Source organism: Pseudomonas kielensis, from assembly GCF_030505375.1.
Lineage (GTDB): Bacteria > Pseudomonadota > Gammaproteobacteria > Pseudomonadales > Pseudomonadaceae > Aquipseudomonas > Aquipseudomonas kielensis.
The window spans coordinates 4,739,179-4,755,508 of record NZ_CP130043.1; the positions used below are offsets into that span (position 1 = coordinate 4,739,179).

Below are 16,330 nucleotides of genomic sequence, written 5' to 3' on the forward strand. Positions count from 1 at the left end.
AGAAAGCGCCTCATGCCGACCTATAGCGCCTTTGCAGTCGGTCGCGGCAGGCAGCAATCGGGACGAAAATCGCGCTCCTACGTAAATTTCAGGTCTGCTGATTAGCCAAGCACTTGCAGATTTTACGTAGCAACGCAGACGTCAAAACGGTACCTGCGTTTTTACACACTCTGGTCCACAAGCAGCCAGTCAGATGCGTCTAAGAAATCTGATGCAACTCAGGTAGTGCATACTGGAAAACGGTCGTTGATAGTAATATGCCTTCATGGGCATAGGCCGAATACTGTCGCGTCCTATGTTATAGGTTACCCACGAGCTAAGATGCGGAGAATGGAATGTCCCTTGCTGGAAACGATAAGCTAACGATTGGCGCGATCATTAAATCAGTCAGACTCGTCCAGCAGGCTGGCTACCTCAAAGATGCCGGATCATGCGCCGGCCAAATCCTCTACGAAAACTACGAATACCTCATTCAACAATCGTTTCACCGCAACCTTAATTCAATCCCAGAAATTCTTAGGATAGTAAAATCGAAGAGAGATAAGGACCTAATACGTGGTTATCTACATTTGTTCTTTCCTGTGTACGCCAACGTGGAGTTGGAAAAGTGTAAGCCTAAGAAGGTTGAAGAGTTTCCGAGAGAAGAAACCAAGGCCCTGTTAATCGATTTTGAACTCTACAAGCGGCTGACAGATGCCAAGGTGGAGGTAACCTTCGATAAGCTTAATGACATCAGATTCGAGGTCCGGCTCGTGACGACGAATTGGAAGGCCTACCTCGAGTCGTTCTTGAAATGGCCCACCACTGATGCGCCCGCTTCGCTTTCTGAATTAGTCAAAGTTGGTTGGATTAAGGCTGGCTTGCTAAGCCACTTTGGATATCACGTCGGAATGAGCGGGCAGCCATCAGCAATGAGGATAAATATTCTCGATAAGCTATTCAATGCAACCTTGACGATTCATTACTTTGACAAAAGCTATCTCTCTGAGTGGGCTAAACCGTCCAGCCTCGAGCGGTTAATGAAAATGGCCAGGACGATTGCCGCTCTTTGCAGAAATGCCAAACGATCGCCGGGGAATTTCACACAGGCGATTTGCGATTGGGAAGAGGATCTGGAATATCTTCACCGGACCTACTACGAGACTTTCCTGAATCTGCAGGCCTTTAATTGGCCTGAGACGTGAACAACGTCTCTACGTTGATCAAGTGAGCGCTAAAGAGAATAGCGGACGACGGCATCACATTCATTTTTTCAGCAGAATGGGTCGTTCGCTAGTCGTTTTGGGCGCAATGTTCAAGTCGGTGCTTTCCCCTGTTCCAAGGCTGATGGCTATATCTATCAAAGACTTTCATGGCTTGTCCTCCACGTTGAGGGGGGACAGCAGCCCCTCACGATAGGCAGAAATGGGCAAGAGCAGACATTCCTGCCGTGTTAGACAGGCCTCTAGCGAACCGAGGCCAATTAATGGGGTATCCATTCGGGAATGTCAGCTTTGTAGGCAGCAAAGGCGGCGCATACGCCCCGGTACCAGGCCACTCCCAACCTCAGAAAAGCCTGGTGATCTGAGAGTCCCACAGAGGAAGCCTCCAAAAGAAGTTACTTGACGCAAGCAGCATCGCTGGCACTCAACAAATTGTTGACGCCGATCCGCTTTTGACCCCCCTGCCGGAATTTGATTAATCCACCTCAGACGTCAAAAAGCGTCACTACTGGCCGGATTGTTGGGTGTTCAGGCGTGTCAGTTAAAGTTGGCGTTCTAGGTTAAAAGTGGATCAGCGTCAACAGTCATTCAACGCGCTTCAATAATACTCAACCGCTGAGCTTCAGGGTGCCTGGACGAGTGACTGCTACCTCCTCGATGAACACGCGTTTTCAGCTCATTGGCACAGCGAACACAGCACCGGCGTGCGCAACTGTTCGCTTACCGACATGCAGGCTGACGACGGCAAGCGCCAGTTGACGTTTTCGGGATGTAATAGGCGGGCAGAGGCCCTTTAAGATAAGTCTCACGGAGCTATGGTGGCATTGTGCACCCCTTCAGCTCCCCCCTCTATGATGATGGTGATATGCTTCAAACCGGAAGATTTGGCTGGGGCTATGGACATTTCGTTACTGGCAAACGAAGGCTGCGCCCTAAATCAAGCACCAACGATCTGCGCAACGCTAATAAAGACCGGCTGGACGGAAGCAAACAATGCCTAGCTATGATTTCAAACAGCTTTCCCCTAACGACTTCGAGGAGCTTGCTCGAGATCTCATCCAGGCACGAGACCAGATAACTCTTGAATCTTTTAAGTCCGGAAGAGATGGGGGGATTGATTTTCGTATCGCACGCGCCTCGCTCAATACAATAGTACAATGCAAACACTACAGCGGCACAGGGTTTGCTGGGCTTTTAAGCAGCCTTAACAAAGAGAGCATTAAAGCTCAAAAGTTAAACCCCACCCGCTATATTTTAGTAACATCAGTTGGTTTAACCCCAGAAAACAAAGCAAGCATCGCGCAATTATTCAGCCCAGTGCTATCCACCGCCGACATAATTGGCCAGGACGACTTAAACAATCTCCTCACTCTTTTCCCGAGTGTAGAGATGACCCACTACAAACTGTGGCTCGCAAGCAAAGTTGTTCTAGATCGCGTTATCCATAACGCATCTATTACTCAAAGCGAGTTCGATGTTCATCGTGTGCACAGGGATATACAACGCTACGTAAGCAGTGCCGCCTTCCCCAGAGCTCTAAGAATGTTAGACAATGAGCATGTCGCAATCATTTCAGGCGCACCGGGGGTTGGCAAAACCAGCCTGGCTAAAATGTTGCTTTTCAATCACCTTGAGCAGGGTTACGAAGTTGTATCTATCGTTGATAGCTTCCGTGTTGGCCGAGAACGGTATCAACAGGGAAAAAAACAGATTTTTTATTATGACGACTTCATCGGAGCCACGTTTCTAGGCGAAAGCGGATCGTCCTTTACACGGAACGAAGACAGAGAGATCCTCGATTTCATTGAGTTGGTACAAAGCTCCCCTTACTCACGACTTATACTGACCACCCGTGAACACATTCTCAGGCAAGCGATCACGATTTCAGAAAAACTAAAGCACTCTACAATTATTGATAAGCACTGCATCCTGGAAATATCGGACTACACTCAACATCAGCGCGCTCTGATTTTGTACAATCATATATATTTCAGCGACCTACCCAAAAGCTATAGATCAGCTTTACTGAAGGATCGTTTCTACGCCGCCATCGTGCAACATGCCAAATTCAATCCTCGACTAATAGAATGGTTATCATCGTTTGGCCGACTAAAATCAGTTTCTGCTGATCAATATCAAGATTTTGTTACAAGCTTATTAGCCAATCCTGCGGAAATCTGGTCTCACGCGTATGAAAATCAGATTAGTGATGCAGCCAGAAGCGTGTTGTTGGCGCTGTATCTATGCGGCGGCAAAACTGATCTAAAAAACTTGGAAAAATCGTACTCCGCCTTACACTCCCGCAGATCACAACGGTATGGATTCCGCAGCCAGCCGTCTGATTGGCGCAGGGCGTTAGCGGAGTTGAACGGGTCTTTCATCCGGCCTGGTGACAAGTTTGAACTCATTAATCCCTCCGTTCTGGATATGCTGAACGAAGTGGTTAGGCAAGACTTGTCCAACTTGATCGACCTGATAGATTCCGCATATAGTTTTCCCCAAATCCGACGCATTTGGATATTTGCCCAAGCGCAAGAAAAAACTGTGGTTTTAGACTGTCTAGTGCGCGAATCCGATCATCTAGCACAAGCACTGAAGAGACTACTCCACACTCCTACGGTCGCTGAGTACAATGGAGACTTCTCTCACTACCATTCTAACTCCCTGGAAACACGAACCGATATTATACTGCAGATAGCGACATCAATACCCGCCCCGTGCATGCAAGAAATCGCGCTCGAAGCCCTTAGAACCCTCACTAATTCATGGCAACGATCGGCTCCCAACATCATTAGTGGGGCGGCCGCATTCAAACAACTGCACGAAAGCAAGTTCATTCCAATCAAAGATAAAGTTTTTTTCCTGAACCACATTATTGACTCTCTAATAACCCACTCTTTGAGCGAGCCTCGCTCGGACGAACTTTGCTCACTCTTGAACATCACCAATAAACTTCCTAGCTCCTCGCGATCAGAACTACTCGCAACCGCGATAGAGCAATTCTTGGATGAAGGCTTCAGAGATGAATTATCCGACCTCGGCTCAGTGTCAGAGTGCGAGTCTTTTGAACAAGACATACTTACTTTGTCTGAAGCAATAGAAGTCGATGTCTCTACAGAGCGTGAATACATCGCAGAGAAAATCGGTGAAATTGAGGCCTATAACGCAGAGCAAACCGAACATGCACATGATAACTGGCAGGATAACAGAGGCTCACACTATGACACCGGGCCCTCCATTGACGAACTATTCAACACACTGAGCAGCTTAGATTAGTAAAATTCGATTTAGGGACCCTCATCTGTTCTAGAGCGACTATCCAAACCTCGGCTAGTCGCTGGAACCAACCTCCCGTCAGCACGGTTACCAACGCTTAGGCTTTTTTCTCCGTCAGCGCGAAGCTCGTAGCCGTCAGGTTCAAACGCATAGAGTCGCTTCAGCTGAGAGAGGCTTGGACAACAGTGAAACGACAGGCGCTGTTTTGGATATAATGGAAGGATCAGCTGAAGCATTCAAACGTTGACTCGCTAAATATCATTTTTGATACCGGTGTAGATCCGAGTCTAAAAGCCGAACCGCTTGCTCTGAAAATTAATGCCTAACGGTGGTGTTAGACATTAATTTTTTAACTTGTCGGTAACTAGCCTCTCTTTCAGCTCAGTCGAATACATGCAGCACGTAAATCTATAAGACTTTACACCAAGGAAACGGTCAACATGGAAAATCAAGATGAATTTTCAAATTTGAGTCTGGCGGAACTGCAAAGCTTAATGCGGAAAAACAGCGCTGAAATGAGGGTATCGTGCTCGCAACTGGAAATACGTAAACCACCTAAAAAACCTAGAAAACCTGAAAAAACAAAATCATTTTTTAGCACATTAATTGAAGTGATAATACCCAACCGTAGCCCCAAACGAATTACCCTGCCGCCTAAATATATTAGAAGTTTAGGCTCCGCTTTTTCTGACCAGATGTCCAACAAAGAACAAAAACTTGTCCCAGGCTGCATAGTAGCCTGTGACCTAGCAGGAGGGCTTATTGAACACACAGGTATTTATGTCGGCAGGAACCGAGTAATCGAGCGCAATGGCGACGGCTCAATAAAAAGCGTTTCCATTGATGACTTTATGAATTCATCAGGGCTCAGAACTGGAGTTAATCTCTATGTAGCATGTGCTCACGACAAGATAATATCATCACCTGCTATTAGCCGCCGTGCTCGCGCAATAGTTGGATTAAACCGAAATTACGACTTAATCAATGAGAACTGTCATCGGTTCACCGCTTACTGTGCAACTGGTGTTTGGTATGAAATCACGCAATTCACTACGCTCGCCGACACTCTCGAGCATGAATTCGATGATCTAACTTGGCGTTCAGCACGCCTTCATTTTAGCGACAAGAGGACATCTAAAACTATTTAATTCACCGATCAATACCAGGCACAGAAAAATCACGAATAATAATTAGCCAAAAATCAATATCATTGTGACACCCCTCAAAAGACAAAACAATCGAAGCCGATGCATGAGTTAGTCCTAGTAAAAAACCGAGCATGAGTAAAAAACCTCATGCTCGTACTCGCTTCTTTACAAAGTTTTCCAGCGATCAATAGCCTAGAATCTCACAGAAAATCACCTCCTTTAATAAGTCACGCATAGAGGACAGACAGCCAAAGACGTACTCAGGGGCTCAACAACACTCGTCCACCTCTAAACCTAAATTATTTTGCCAGCAATTCCAGACAGTAGCTTAAACGCTTCTTTCCTTTCACAGCCTTAAATAGCTGATTACTTCTTGCGTGTTTTCCTGAGTCGTAGCTGCGCATGGCTAGCCGGGTAAGCGCTGGCATATTTCTCGCCAACATTCGACCCAAACTCCGTACTCGTCTATTGCGTTCAGCATCCGAAAGCACCGGAGGCTTAAAAGAATAGAAACTATCAAAAACCCTAATATGTGTGGCTTCAGAATATACGGCAGCAATCGCCTCTAAAATAAATTTCTGAACAGAGTTCAAATCAAACGAATCACGCATTTTAGTATCTACCAATTCATAAATCATAAATCCATTCATATCCTAACCTCTCTCATAGCTGGCTCTTCTTTATAAGGCCAACAACATCACTAAAAACAACGATAAACTGCCTCACCACACACCACTTTAAACCCTGAGCAAACTGTATCAGCACTAAAAACAAGCAGATATATTTCTATGACCCCAACACTGTGTCGGGTGAATACTTAGGAGATATCTATGTGCTCATGTAAAAACCCTTGGATTTCCAGTGCTGTTGATACGGGCAGACATATTCCTGACCCGCGTATTCAAACTGCAATCAGCATTTACGATTTGCTCTGTACGCTGTGTCACGAAAAGTAGTCAACTAACTGCACCAACACTGAAGCCAGCTACACACACCTCAAAGATTAAAACTCTTTAACCCCCGCCCAGATTATTGGAGCGTATCAAAAGTACCTTCACTTCGGTGAGTGCGTTCGTTCTGCTTGAGCTAGGGCAAAGGTCATCACCTAATTATTACTACGGAAAAACCATGAGCAGAAACAAAGCCGTTGAACCAAGTTATATGGAGCTACTAGCTGTAAAAGAAGGGCATGCACCAAAGCTAAGTCTCGGAGCCGAAGGGAAGATCACCTACCAACTAGCACTATCAATTGACAAAAAGCAGATCTTCATCGCTTTGGTCGATAGTGGAAGCCAGGGCTACTTCAGTCGCGAGTGGATTAACACCGATGCCATTCTCGAAATCTTGGAAGGTCTGGGTCAACGAGCAGAGGCATTCCCTAGCAAGGTACTACTACCCGTCTTTGTGGGACGCTCAAGCAATAATGCCCCGTTCCTTGCCGCCGCTTTGCTGGCTGAAAATTTACTGGGGCGAGATGGGAAGCATGAAACCAAACTACGGGTAACTGACGATGGTGCCACATGGAGAAAAGGTGTTCTTACGCTTAAAGGTAAGCCAATTCGTGTTCGACTTGATGGAAAGCCAATCGTGTCTACCGCTGAGGAGAGTAATCGGCCATCTGATCCTAGCAACGAGCAACGGCAAATCGAGGAGGCAGACCATGCTGCTGATTCGCCAGAGTAAAGCTACCGTTCAAATCCAGGACAGAGGCATACGCCAGTGGGTAGAGGACCAGTATCAGGTGCTGCGGGAGTATGGCTCTCAGTGGCTACCTGATGAGCTCGGGTGGTTTGCAGTCTGGGGCGAAGGAGACGACCCCTACGACAAAGGGCTTTTCCTCGGAGTCAGAAACCTTTTACAAAGTCCCTATGATCCAAATATTTCATTTGAGATCGTCGAAGATCACGGTCACTTCTATGAGGTCGTGATCCTGCTTTCCGACCTGCTCTCGGTGGCCGTGCTCATTCCAAAAGGCTTAACCCTTCAACCGGAAATGAACAGGATACTCGCGCAGTGGATTTCACCTTGATTTAGCGCTGCTATTTCCCATCCGTATATCAACGGATGACCGTCGCAGGCAACAACAGCTTCCGCTGCTGTTGGCATTTCCGGCATTGACACCGAAAGCACCGGAAATGAACCGGAGCGACGGACGTAATCAACAGTCTCAAGTTCACCAATCCATCAACCCAACAACCATGACCGCTGATGGCTACCCTGGCTCAGCTTTCTGAGCTGACTCAGGGATAGTCCAAACTCGTGTCGTTAAAAGGTGCCCTATGAGCAAGCTCATTCGCTTTTCCAAGCGTGTGATTGACGCACTGCCACCGCAACCCGCAACTGCCAAAGCGAGAGAGTGCGAATATTCAGATACAGAGGTCTCGGGCCTCAAACTCCTGATCAATCGCCAAGGTAGAAAGTTCTTCTATCTGCGCTACCGACATGCTGGGCGTCAGCGAAGCATGAAGCTCGGAAATTATGGTGAGTTAGACGTTGGCGAAGCCCGTTTACTCGCTCTGAAGCACCGGGCCCAGCTTTCGAGTGGAATTGATCCGCAAGAAATCGTAACCGAGTCAGGCATGACGTTTCGCCGCTTCATTGATGGCCACTACCTGCCGCATGCGTATGCAAGCAAACGCAGTGCAAACAGCGATGATTCAAAATTTAAAACTCACCTCTTTGAAATGTTTGGCGTACGACTTTTAGCCTCCATCACCAGACAGGAGATCCAGCGCTACCATGACGAATTAATCAGCAGGCGGGCTCCTGCAACTGCTAATCGACATCTCGCCCTTCTGAAGCGGTGTTTCAACCTCGCCATCTTATGGGGCTACATGGATAGCAACCCGGCGACCGGCATTCGTATGCACACGGAGAACAACCAATCCCAGCGCTTCTTAAACATTGATGAGGCTAAGCGACTATGGAAGGTACTTAGCACTGAGCAAAACCAAATAGCAGCAAGTGCCATCAAATTGATGCTATTGACCGGGGTCCGTCGCGAAGAAGCGCTGCAAGCACGCTGGGAGGATATTGATCACGAAAGACTACTCTGGAGTCTGCCTATGACTAAAAGCGGTCGCCAGCGCTTCGTCATGCTCAGCGAAACGGCGCTATCATTACTAAGCGAACTACCAAATAAAGGAGGCGCTAGTTACCTCTTCCCTGGGAGTAAGCCAGGCAAGCCGCTGAATAACGCTCGAAAATGCTTCCAGCGAGCACTAAAAGCGGCTGGCCTTGCTCATCTTCGGATCCATGATTTACGTCACACGTTTGCCTCGTTGGCAATCAATAACGGTGCAACGCTGTATGAGGTGCAGCATTTGTTAGGGCATGCAAGTAATACGACGACCCAACGATACGCTCACTTGGCATCTGATAACCTGAGAAAGGCGTCGGCACGGGTTGGCGCGCTTGTTGTACCAACTGACTGAACTGCATCATCCAACACTTCGCCAGCGACATACCTCTTTTTAAAGAAGCGCACTAACCAACTAATGAAAAATTAAAGTAGTGTGACAACAGAGTAAAATAATTGGCTAGCACGTGTTGCGACAACTTAAAAACCCAGCCACCGGTGGGGTTTTTTTTGGCCCATCTGTACGGTCCAGCTCGACCGTCAGAGTAGCTCCCATGACCTGTGCACTTTTGGCGTTTCAGTCGTCATCCGACGCCACCTCTACGAAGCGCTCCAAATCCTCTGACCATTCAATGCCATGATCTTTCAGCCACTCCGTCCGCAGGTGATAGTGAGGGGGTTTCCCAACTGTATTGCGACCCGCGTCGGCCCGAACAAGCAGCCCATCATCTTTAAATCGCTTGCCGATAACTTCCACTTCCTCCGCCCCTGCAAAGACCTTCTGAAGGAACTCTTTGGTGATCATGAGCGTGGGCATATCACCACTGTCTTCATGATGACGGTAGAGCGGCAAGCCAAACCTCGGCGCACTTTCAGGTATCCGTTTCTGCTGAATTAAGGCCGCAGACAAACGTTCCAGGTAATGCCAACGTGTATTGATCCAGCGTTCAGCACAAGCGGCCACACCATTGAACAAAGTAATCTCGTCGACAAAATCCTCGCTAAACACCTTGTTTCTCAGGGCAATCCTGCCCGCCAACACCGCTAAAGCAAACCGAGTTAAAACTCGGACCGGTCCATCATTGCTCACGTAGCCTGGGCAAGCATCGACAAGCTGTTGCCTTATTTCGTCAAGTTCCGCTTTCCAGTTTTGACCGTCCATCTCAGACAAAATGGCTTTGATGTAGGCTGGAGCCACAGTACCGTACTGATGCGGGATCGCCGCAGAGACAGCTTTTTTTACCCCTTCAGACAGAAAGGCGTGCTCTTCAGCGACTTGACCGTTAAAGCCTATCCTCCCACTGCCGATATTGATGTCCACCCCCCGATCCAACACGCCCTGTTGCGCGTTACGGCTCAACAGCAAGCCAATCGGAACTTCGCCTGTGGTCATAGAGAACAAGGCCTTCGGCGGCGACTCTTGGACATCTCCGTTACTGCTCAGTCGAGTACGGCTGTTGCCATTACCGGTCACATAAATGAACTTGTCTAGTGCACCGTAATTGTTACTGCCGATTTCATCGATCAGCATGGGGCCTAACGAGGTTGCCTGTCCCTTGGCTTGAAGCGCGAGTTCGGTGGAGGCGAAGGTCTCAATGATTGATCGCCCATTGCGACCGGCACTGCCATGCCCAGGCGCGGTCGTGTTTCCGAACAGACTGGCCACCGTCGATAGCAGTAATGTTTTGCCTCGGCCAGCACCTCCGAAGAAGTTGAACGTGCAAGAAGAAACACCAGGTACCAAATCGAGCATGGTTGCCGCTAAGCCAATCTGTAGCGCGCCAGTAAGAATATGGCTCTTACTTACCGGGACAAGGACCTCTTGATTCCAGCGCTCAAGCGTGCCCGATTGCGCAAGCCTCGGTGCGGCGACATCAACGTAAAATTGCTGCACGTCGGCACCTGGAGCGAGTAACAATTCCTGACCGCAAACGCAGCCCTCGATGTTGGAATCAATACTTCGAATCCATCCTTCACTTTTTATCCAAATCTGACTGTCAATTGTATCAAAGGCATGTCGGAGCAGCTCTTTTACCAGCTCCCCTAAGCCTTTACGATCGACCACACAGGGCACCATTGAAACCACCCACTCCGTGAGTTTTTTGGTGTCCTGCATGGTGCCATTGGCAATGACTTGCGATGTCACCCGCCACTTCATTCCCGTACGGCTCAGAATATTAATGCGGGTCGATATGTGCCCGGTCTGCGGATCCTGCAGGATCTTATCAATCCAGAGAGCCGGTGCAACTTCTTCAACATTATCTTTTTTGCGGCGGCGTACCTTATCCAGTGAAAACTCAAAGTTTCCAAGGGTACTGAATCCATACATCGCTTCAATCAATCCGATCTCACGCGTTGCAATTACGTCCAAAAAATCGAACGGATGCGACTTTGGCATCTCTCCATTTGCAGGAGTCAACCACTGGCCGTGCACCGGATCCTCTTGGCTCTCTCCCGCGTCCACGTGCAACTTGATCTTAGCTAAGGATTCTCGCAGGAACACCAGCAATTTACTGTCCTGAATGAAGCTCTTGGACAACGGGACAAACACCCCAGCGCTTGTTCGAAAAACCAGAAAATGCTTTAACAGGATCGGCACTATATGACTGTAATCAGGGTGATTTTTTGCAATCGAGAAAATAATGGTTTTTTCAGTAAACTGTAGGCTTTTGACATCAGATAGCGAGTAAGCATCTCCGTCAAGAATATCCGCACCGGCCAGTAATGCAGCGTCAACCATATCAGATGACAAAATATCGCTCGAATAAAACCGCTTCATTTCGCGCCCCTTTTATAGAGGCCAAGGGCACTTGATAACCGACAGCTGGCCTTGAGCAAGTCTTCGGAAGCCAGCGCAGAGTATCGCTCACTCATCCTGATTGACGAGTGCCCCAGTAATCCTTGTACGGTATACAGTGGAATTCCATCTTTGACGCACGCCGAGGCGAAAGTATGGCGAAGATCATGAAAGCGTAACGATAACGGCAACCCCGCGGCCAGGCAGGCTCGTTTCCAGGGTCGAACCGGCCTCGTCATGTGCGAATGGCCACGTGACGAGGGAAACACCCAGCCATCCCGTGAGAAATCAGCCTTCATCTCGACCCGCCGACGCAGAAGCGTCATGCAGTCATCGTTGATAGGAACATGCCTGACTTTTCCGTTTTTGGTAAGTCTCAGGGTGATCTGCCGAGTCGAAAAGTTAACATCGCTCCACTGAAGGGGCAGCGCCTCGCCTATCCGCATGCCGGTTAATAATAACAATTCAACGAGGCAAGCGGCCCTCGAATCAGCTTGTTCTAACCAGCGCACTGCGTCACGGAGACGGCCGATGAACTCATCGGTGACCTCATACAACTTTGCTTGGACCTCCGCGCGCAATTTAATGCTGCGACTTGGGTCGTTATCGCTATACCCCTGATCAGCAGAAAATCGGAAAACTGATCGCAAACCGGATAAGTATCGATTTCGAGTGGCGTCACTAAAGGAGGGGTCCAACGAACCCATGACCGCTTGAACATCCTTTAAGCTGATGGCCTTCACATTTTTGCCACCCAACATTGGCTTAAACGCTTTTTCAAAGCGCAGCCGCTCAAGGTTTATCGAGAGCTTACCGCTGTACTCCCCCGACTTTGCATACAACTCGAAGACTTGTGTCAGCGTCAAAGGGTGAGGCGCGAACCCCAAGCTCAAAGTTTCAGCAGCTTTCTTTCGCGCCTGCTTGAGCGTCAAGTCATGCGAGGTCCCCAACTTTACACGCCGACGTTTTTTGGTCGTTCCACGCGTGTAGTAAGTCGAATTTCCCGTTGCAAGGTAATTAACGACAATCAGGCCTTCAACAACTGAATCTCTGACTTCGATCTGTTTTGCAGACTTTGAAATAGACATTAAAATTCCTTAGATAACTATGAGATATTTTTTGCTTCATATTTTTACACCTATAAGTAAGCGAATTAGACTCTTGCATTCAAAATTAACTTAGAACAAAGAGCGACGCGAAAAACTAGCGCTGAGAGCGCCATTAAAAGCAAGACGTTGATACATAGAACCTTGTTGAGGCTATACCAACGTCACCAAATTGTTAAAGAGCGACCACCCAGCTGAATTCAAGTTGCAGTTTGCCCTAGCCATCAGGCCAAAAGCTGTCACAACGACATATTGAAATAAGCTTTAAAGTGCTATGTCATACAACCCGTACTAAATTAACGATCTGAGCGATGACTTGAGACCAATACTATCAACCAAAAATATTTAAGCAAGACGCATATTTCGTCACCAAAATCGCACTAATCCTTTCGCCCGTCTTATTTACAATTCAAAAATCCGTTATCTCCAGGACTTCTAGGCTAAAAACTATTTTCTATCGAAATCTCCTATAACTCCTGTGCAAATCGGAATTGACTCATTCTGCCCAGGAGCTATAGGCGAAAAGACGGAACACGTTTTCGATTGCCAATTTTAAAATCGAATAAAAATTACGTTTTTAATTCCAAATAATCATAAGATTGATAACTGCTATTTTTCATTTTCCAGGATTCGAACTCAACTGGATGCCCGGCGCTTGACTCCGGCGTACCCACGTGGAGATCTTGGCTTTATGTTTTGTGGAGATCACGATCAATCGAGTCTTGGCCGCCATAGACGACTAGATGGCACTGGGCTATCGTCCACTTTGCGGAGCAGGGAGGTCTGGGAAAACGCCTCCCTATGGATCAATGGCGGCTTGACGCCCAGGAATAAATCTACGGTTAAGGAAATTTGCTTGGAAAATTTAGAGAAGTACGCAGAACTAACACGTGAAGCAGACTGGGAAGCCATTTGCGAACTAAACGACGTAAGGCTAGATTCGTTTGGAACAAAAAAAGAGATAAAGGTGCTAACCAATCATCTTGAAGCTGAGGAGGTTGTGTTCGCACTAACTTCTGGGATCGTCAAGCACTCAGACAGCTCTAACTCGTCCGACTTTGGCAGCAATACTTGGCTGGCTGTCCTCACCGATCAGCGGTTTCTATTCTTGGATTGCGCTATGCTGACCAGCTCAGTAGATACTCAAAGCATCCGCCACGATCGTGTTCAGGCTGTTTCCTCGTCCCAAGGATTTCTGCTAGGAAAGATCATGGTTGACTTAGGTAGTAGGGTTCTCACAATCGACAATTGCCAGAAAGCAACCGTTTCAGTAATGGCCACGCTTGCTAACCGGTGGTTACAGGAACTCAACACACGACGCCAATCATCATCCCCTCGGGTAGAAGTTCAACAAGAGTCCCCGCTAGATAAGCTCACCAAGCTCGCAAACCTACGTGCAATGGGAGCCCTCACCGAAGAAGAATTTAATACAGTGAAAGCCAAAATCATCACTCAGTTTTAGTCGATCTCGGTCGCCGCGAAGGCATGTGGCAAAAGTAGTCGGATTCGGAGGGGGAGCGCTGATGAGAATATACCCTTTGCAAGTGCCTAGCGCGGTACGACCACTGGAAAGCATTTCTTTCCTGCTCAAATGTCACGCGGTACGCGCGGCGTGTCGAAACGCAGCAGCAAACAGCCCACCCTGCTCCGGTATCCTCGGCACGACGTTATCGCTAAGGTGCGCATGAATCGGAGAGTAAGCTTTATGGGTAAATTATTGAGTATCCGAGATGTAAAGATTTCCCTTGAAAGACGCGGATTTTTCCACGTAAAGCAGAGCGTCTCTGATGGTAAGGTCATGCGTTTTGATCATGTGCTAGCAACTTATCCGGTTTATTTGAAGCAGAGTGTTAGTCTGAACCCGATTCAAAAAGTCCCTTTGATCATCCATCCAAGTTTTTCTGATCAGCTTGCAGAGCTAAGAACAATTGCTGGCGTTTTTTTTGGTAAGTACCTTTTGGCCTTCAGTAGCAACATGGAGGCGTTTCCTAAAAAAATAAATGATCAACCTCGGAATGGCCGAAAGCCGGGCCAGGTGCCCGAACCCCATGGTATCGAGCTAGGTTTTGAGCATGAAGCAGCGCTCGATGAGTTTGTGGACTGGCTTACGGCAAAACGGTCGTTTGATTCAGCAAGTGACGCAACGTCGGTGGCTGGTAGGCATGCGGCCCCCACGCAGGACTCACTGCTGCCGCTAACCGAAACGGAGCGTGAAGCCATAATCAAGGCGCGTATTGGCCAAGGCATGTACCGCGCTGCCCTGATTGATTATTGGGGCAGTTGCTCAGTTACAGGTTGCGCAAATCTGAATATGCTCCGTGCCTCCCATGCCAAGCCTTGGTTTGCAGCTACATCATATGAGCGACTCGATCCATTCAATGGGCTGCTGTTAACCCCAAACCTCGATTTAGCCTTCGACCAAGGGCTGATCAGCTTCAACGACGACGGCCAAATTCTCATCAGCAACCAACTAGACGAGCAAAGTTGCAGTGCGCTTAATGTGTGGCCACATCTACGTTTGCGCCAACTAGAGCCGCGCCATCGTGTTTACCTTGCCTGGCACCGTGACTATTTGTTCAGGAAGTAAGCTTGTAGGAGCCCGAGAGGGGGATTGATAGCGCCTGAAGCCCCCGCGCACTCCAATCTATCGTCATTCAATTTATAGTTTGTAGCAGTCAACAGTGAGGACGTCATGTTTCTATCCAATGGACAGTATCTGGACCAAGTCCGCCAGTTAGTGGAGAACAGCCAGGAGTTAGCGATAGCTGTAGCGTTTTGGGGGGAGGGGTCAGAAGCCTTGTTTGACCATTGGAATGGTAATGACCTTCGCATCATTTGTAACCTTGCTAGCGGAGGCACAAATCCGTTCGTAATTCGCCGCTTGCAGCGGCTTGAAAACGTCAAACTACGTAGCCTGGAAAATCTGCACGCCAAGGTCATACGCGGAAACAGTGGTGCGGTTATAGGATCGGCCAATTTTTCAAGCAATGGTCTTGGGCTCGAGGGTAGCGAATCACGCCATTGGCTTGAGGCTGGCGTTTTTACAGATGAGGCCACACAGATCCAAAGCATTGACGCCTGGTATAAAGAGGTCTGGAATAAGGCATTCGAGATCGATGAAAAGGCCTTGTGTGCTGCAGAAAAGGACTGGCAAGCCCGTCGCCACGAGCGGCCGGCAAGTAAAGGTGATATCCGCTTTATCAATGCCCCAAGCGAAGCACTAAAAGATAGGCACATTTACCTTGCCGTATACTGGGAGAACTCTACAGAGGTGGCCGACGCGGCTTTGGCTGAGGTCCAAGAGACATTTAAGCTCACGGAGCAACAGCGTCGCCAGGCGTTCGATTGTTTTGAAGACTGGCCTGATGGGCAAGAAAACAGTTTGCCTAATGACGGGACGATCATCATTGTTTACTACGGGAATGGTGGTGCAATTAAAGTACAAAATGCATGGAGGCGCATCCCTAGCTTAGACAAACCCAGAGTAAAAATGCTTCAAAGGGAAAACACAGTCTCTGACTGGTCGTTCTCTTCAACCGACCAAAAAGAGTTCGCCAAGCTTCTTCGACCTTGGCTTGAAGCTTTAGACAAAGAGGATGCCTACTCGGAGGGAGCATTGTGCCGTCCGCTGAATGATTTCTTGGCCTGGCGAAGACACAATGATCTAAGCTCGCGATCATAGGAACGGCACTGGCCCTCCATAGCCGTCGGCGTTTTTCAAG

At 48.2% G+C, this 16,330-nt stretch carries 12 protein-coding genes; 9 read left to right on the forward strand and 3 right to left on the reverse strand.

All coding sequences use genetic code 11. The features are described 5' to 3' along the window. The first annotated feature begins 335 nt into the window (after window positions 1-335). The 3 genes from Q1W70_RS22145 (at window position 336) to Q1W70_RS22160 (ending at window position 5,626) form a co-directional block, all read left to right on the forward strand. Window positions 336-1,184 carry a hypothetical protein gene (locus Q1W70_RS22145; protein WP_302097951.1) on the forward strand — a complete coding sequence of 283 codons (849 nt, stop codon included), beginning with the start codon at window positions 336-338 and terminating at the stop codon, window positions 1,182-1,184. A 1,011-nt stretch (window positions 1,185-2,195) separates the two neighbouring features. After that, window positions 2,196-4,478, forward strand: coding sequence for an nSTAND3 domain-containing NTPase (locus Q1W70_RS22155; RefSeq protein WP_302097952.1), 2,283 nt, complete (start codon window positions 2,196-2,198; stop codon window positions 4,476-4,478). A gap of 440 nt (window positions 4,479-4,918) precedes the next feature. After that, window positions 4,919-5,626 (forward strand): lecithin retinol acyltransferase family protein, encoded by a 708-nt coding sequence (locus Q1W70_RS22160; RefSeq protein ID WP_302097953.1) that lies wholly within the window; start codon window positions 4,919-4,921, stop codon window positions 5,624-5,626. 299 nt (window positions 5,627-5,925) lie between these two features. Here Q1W70_RS22160 and Q1W70_RS22165 read toward each other — a convergent pair whose 3' ends face one another. Beyond that, entirely contained in the window at window positions 5,926-6,276 is a 351-nt protein-coding gene (locus tag Q1W70_RS22165; RefSeq protein ID WP_302097954.1) for a hypothetical protein, read from the reverse strand. A 478-nt stretch (window positions 6,277-6,754) separates the two neighbouring features. Between Q1W70_RS22165 and Q1W70_RS22170 the strand changes: the two genes are divergently transcribed. The 3 genes from Q1W70_RS22170 (at window position 6,755) to Q1W70_RS22180 (ending at window position 9,060) form a co-directional block, all read left to right on the forward strand. Beyond that, window positions 6,755-7,309, forward strand: coding sequence for a hypothetical protein (locus Q1W70_RS22170; RefSeq protein ID WP_302097955.1), 555 nt, complete (start codon window positions 6,755-6,757; stop codon window positions 7,307-7,309). Then, complete coding sequence (locus tag Q1W70_RS22175; protein WP_302097956.1) at window positions 7,287-7,655, forward strand: hypothetical protein; 369 nt, start codon at window positions 7,287-7,289, stop codon at window positions 7,653-7,655. The genes Q1W70_RS22170 and Q1W70_RS22175 overlap by 23 nt, the downstream gene beginning before the upstream one ends. A gap of 250 nt (window positions 7,656-7,905) precedes the next feature. Further along, a complete protein-coding gene (locus Q1W70_RS22180) occupies window positions 7,906-9,060 on the forward strand; it encodes a tyrosine-type recombinase/integrase (protein WP_302097957.1) in 1,155 nt (384 codons plus the stop codon). A gap of 222 nt (window positions 9,061-9,282) precedes the next feature. Here Q1W70_RS22180 and Q1W70_RS22185 read toward each other — a convergent pair whose 3' ends face one another. Next, the gene (locus Q1W70_RS22185; RefSeq protein WP_302097958.1) at window positions 9,283-11,484 is read right to left on the reverse strand and encodes a DUF927 domain-containing protein; all 2,202 of its coding nucleotides are present in this window, start codon (window positions 11,482-11,484) and stop codon (window positions 9,283-9,285) included. Next, window positions 11,481-12,590 carry a site-specific integrase gene (locus Q1W70_RS22190; RefSeq protein ID WP_302097959.1) on the reverse strand — a complete coding sequence of 370 codons (1,110 nt, stop codon included), beginning with the start codon at window positions 12,588-12,590 and terminating at the stop codon, window positions 11,481-11,483. Before Q1W70_RS22190 ends, Q1W70_RS22185 begins: the two co-directional genes overlap by 4 nt. Window positions 12,591-13,464: 874 nt before the next feature. On the opposite strand from Q1W70_RS22190, the gene Q1W70_RS22195 reads away from it, so the two are divergent. The 3 genes from Q1W70_RS22195 (at window position 13,465) to Q1W70_RS22205 (ending at window position 16,290) form a co-directional block, all read left to right on the forward strand. After that, complete coding sequence (locus tag Q1W70_RS22195; protein ID WP_302097960.1) at window positions 13,465-14,070, forward strand: PH domain-containing protein; 606 nt, start codon at window positions 13,465-13,467, stop codon at window positions 14,068-14,070. 243 nt (window positions 14,071-14,313) lie between these two features. After that, a complete protein-coding gene (locus Q1W70_RS22200; RefSeq protein ID WP_302097961.1) occupies window positions 14,314-15,195 on the forward strand; it encodes an HNH endonuclease in 882 nt (293 codons plus the stop codon). Between the two features lie 105 nt (window positions 15,196-15,300). Further along, entirely contained in the window at window positions 15,301-16,290 is a 990-nt protein-coding gene (locus Q1W70_RS22205) for a phospholipase D family protein (RefSeq protein ID WP_302097962.1), read from the forward strand. Window positions 16,291-16,330 lie beyond the last annotated feature (40 nt).

Excerpts from the sequence above, each read along its gene's own strand:
- Q1W70_RS22145 (WP_302097951.1), top strand. The coding sequence starts at position 336 with ATGTCCCTTGCTGGAAACGATAAGCTAACGATTGGCGCGATCATTAAA.
- Q1W70_RS22155 (WP_302097952.1), top strand. The coding sequence starts at position 2,196 with ATGCCTAGCTATGATTTCAAACAGCTTTCCCCTAACGACTTCGAGGAG.
- Q1W70_RS22160 (WP_302097953.1), top strand. The coding sequence starts at position 4,919 with ATGGAAAATCAAGATGAATTTTCAAATTTGAGTCTGGCGGAACTGCAA.
- Q1W70_RS22165 (WP_302097954.1), bottom strand. The coding sequence starts at position 6,276 with ATGAATGGATTTATGATTTATGAATTGGTAGATACTAAAATGCGTGAT.
- Q1W70_RS22170 (WP_302097955.1), top strand. The coding sequence starts at position 6,755 with ATGAGCAGAAACAAAGCCGTTGAACCAAGTTATATGGAGCTACTAGCT.
- Q1W70_RS22175 (WP_302097956.1), top strand. The coding sequence starts at position 7,287 with ATGCTGCTGATTCGCCAGAGTAAAGCTACCGTTCAAATCCAGGACAGA.
- Q1W70_RS22180 (WP_302097957.1), top strand. The coding sequence starts at position 7,906 with ATGAGCAAGCTCATTCGCTTTTCCAAGCGTGTGATTGACGCACTGCCA.
- Q1W70_RS22185 (WP_302097958.1), bottom strand. The coding sequence starts at position 11,484 with ATGAAGCGGTTTTATTCGAGCGATATTTTGTCATCTGATATGGTTGAC.
- Q1W70_RS22190 (WP_302097959.1), bottom strand. The coding sequence starts at position 12,590 with ATGTCTATTTCAAAGTCTGCAAAACAGATCGAAGTCAGAGATTCAGTT.
- Q1W70_RS22200 (WP_302097961.1), top strand. The coding sequence starts at position 14,314 with ATGGGTAAATTATTGAGTATCCGAGATGTAAAGATTTCCCTTGAAAGA.
- Q1W70_RS22205 (WP_302097962.1), top strand. The coding sequence starts at position 15,301 with ATGTTTCTATCCAATGGACAGTATCTGGACCAAGTCCGCCAGTTAGTG.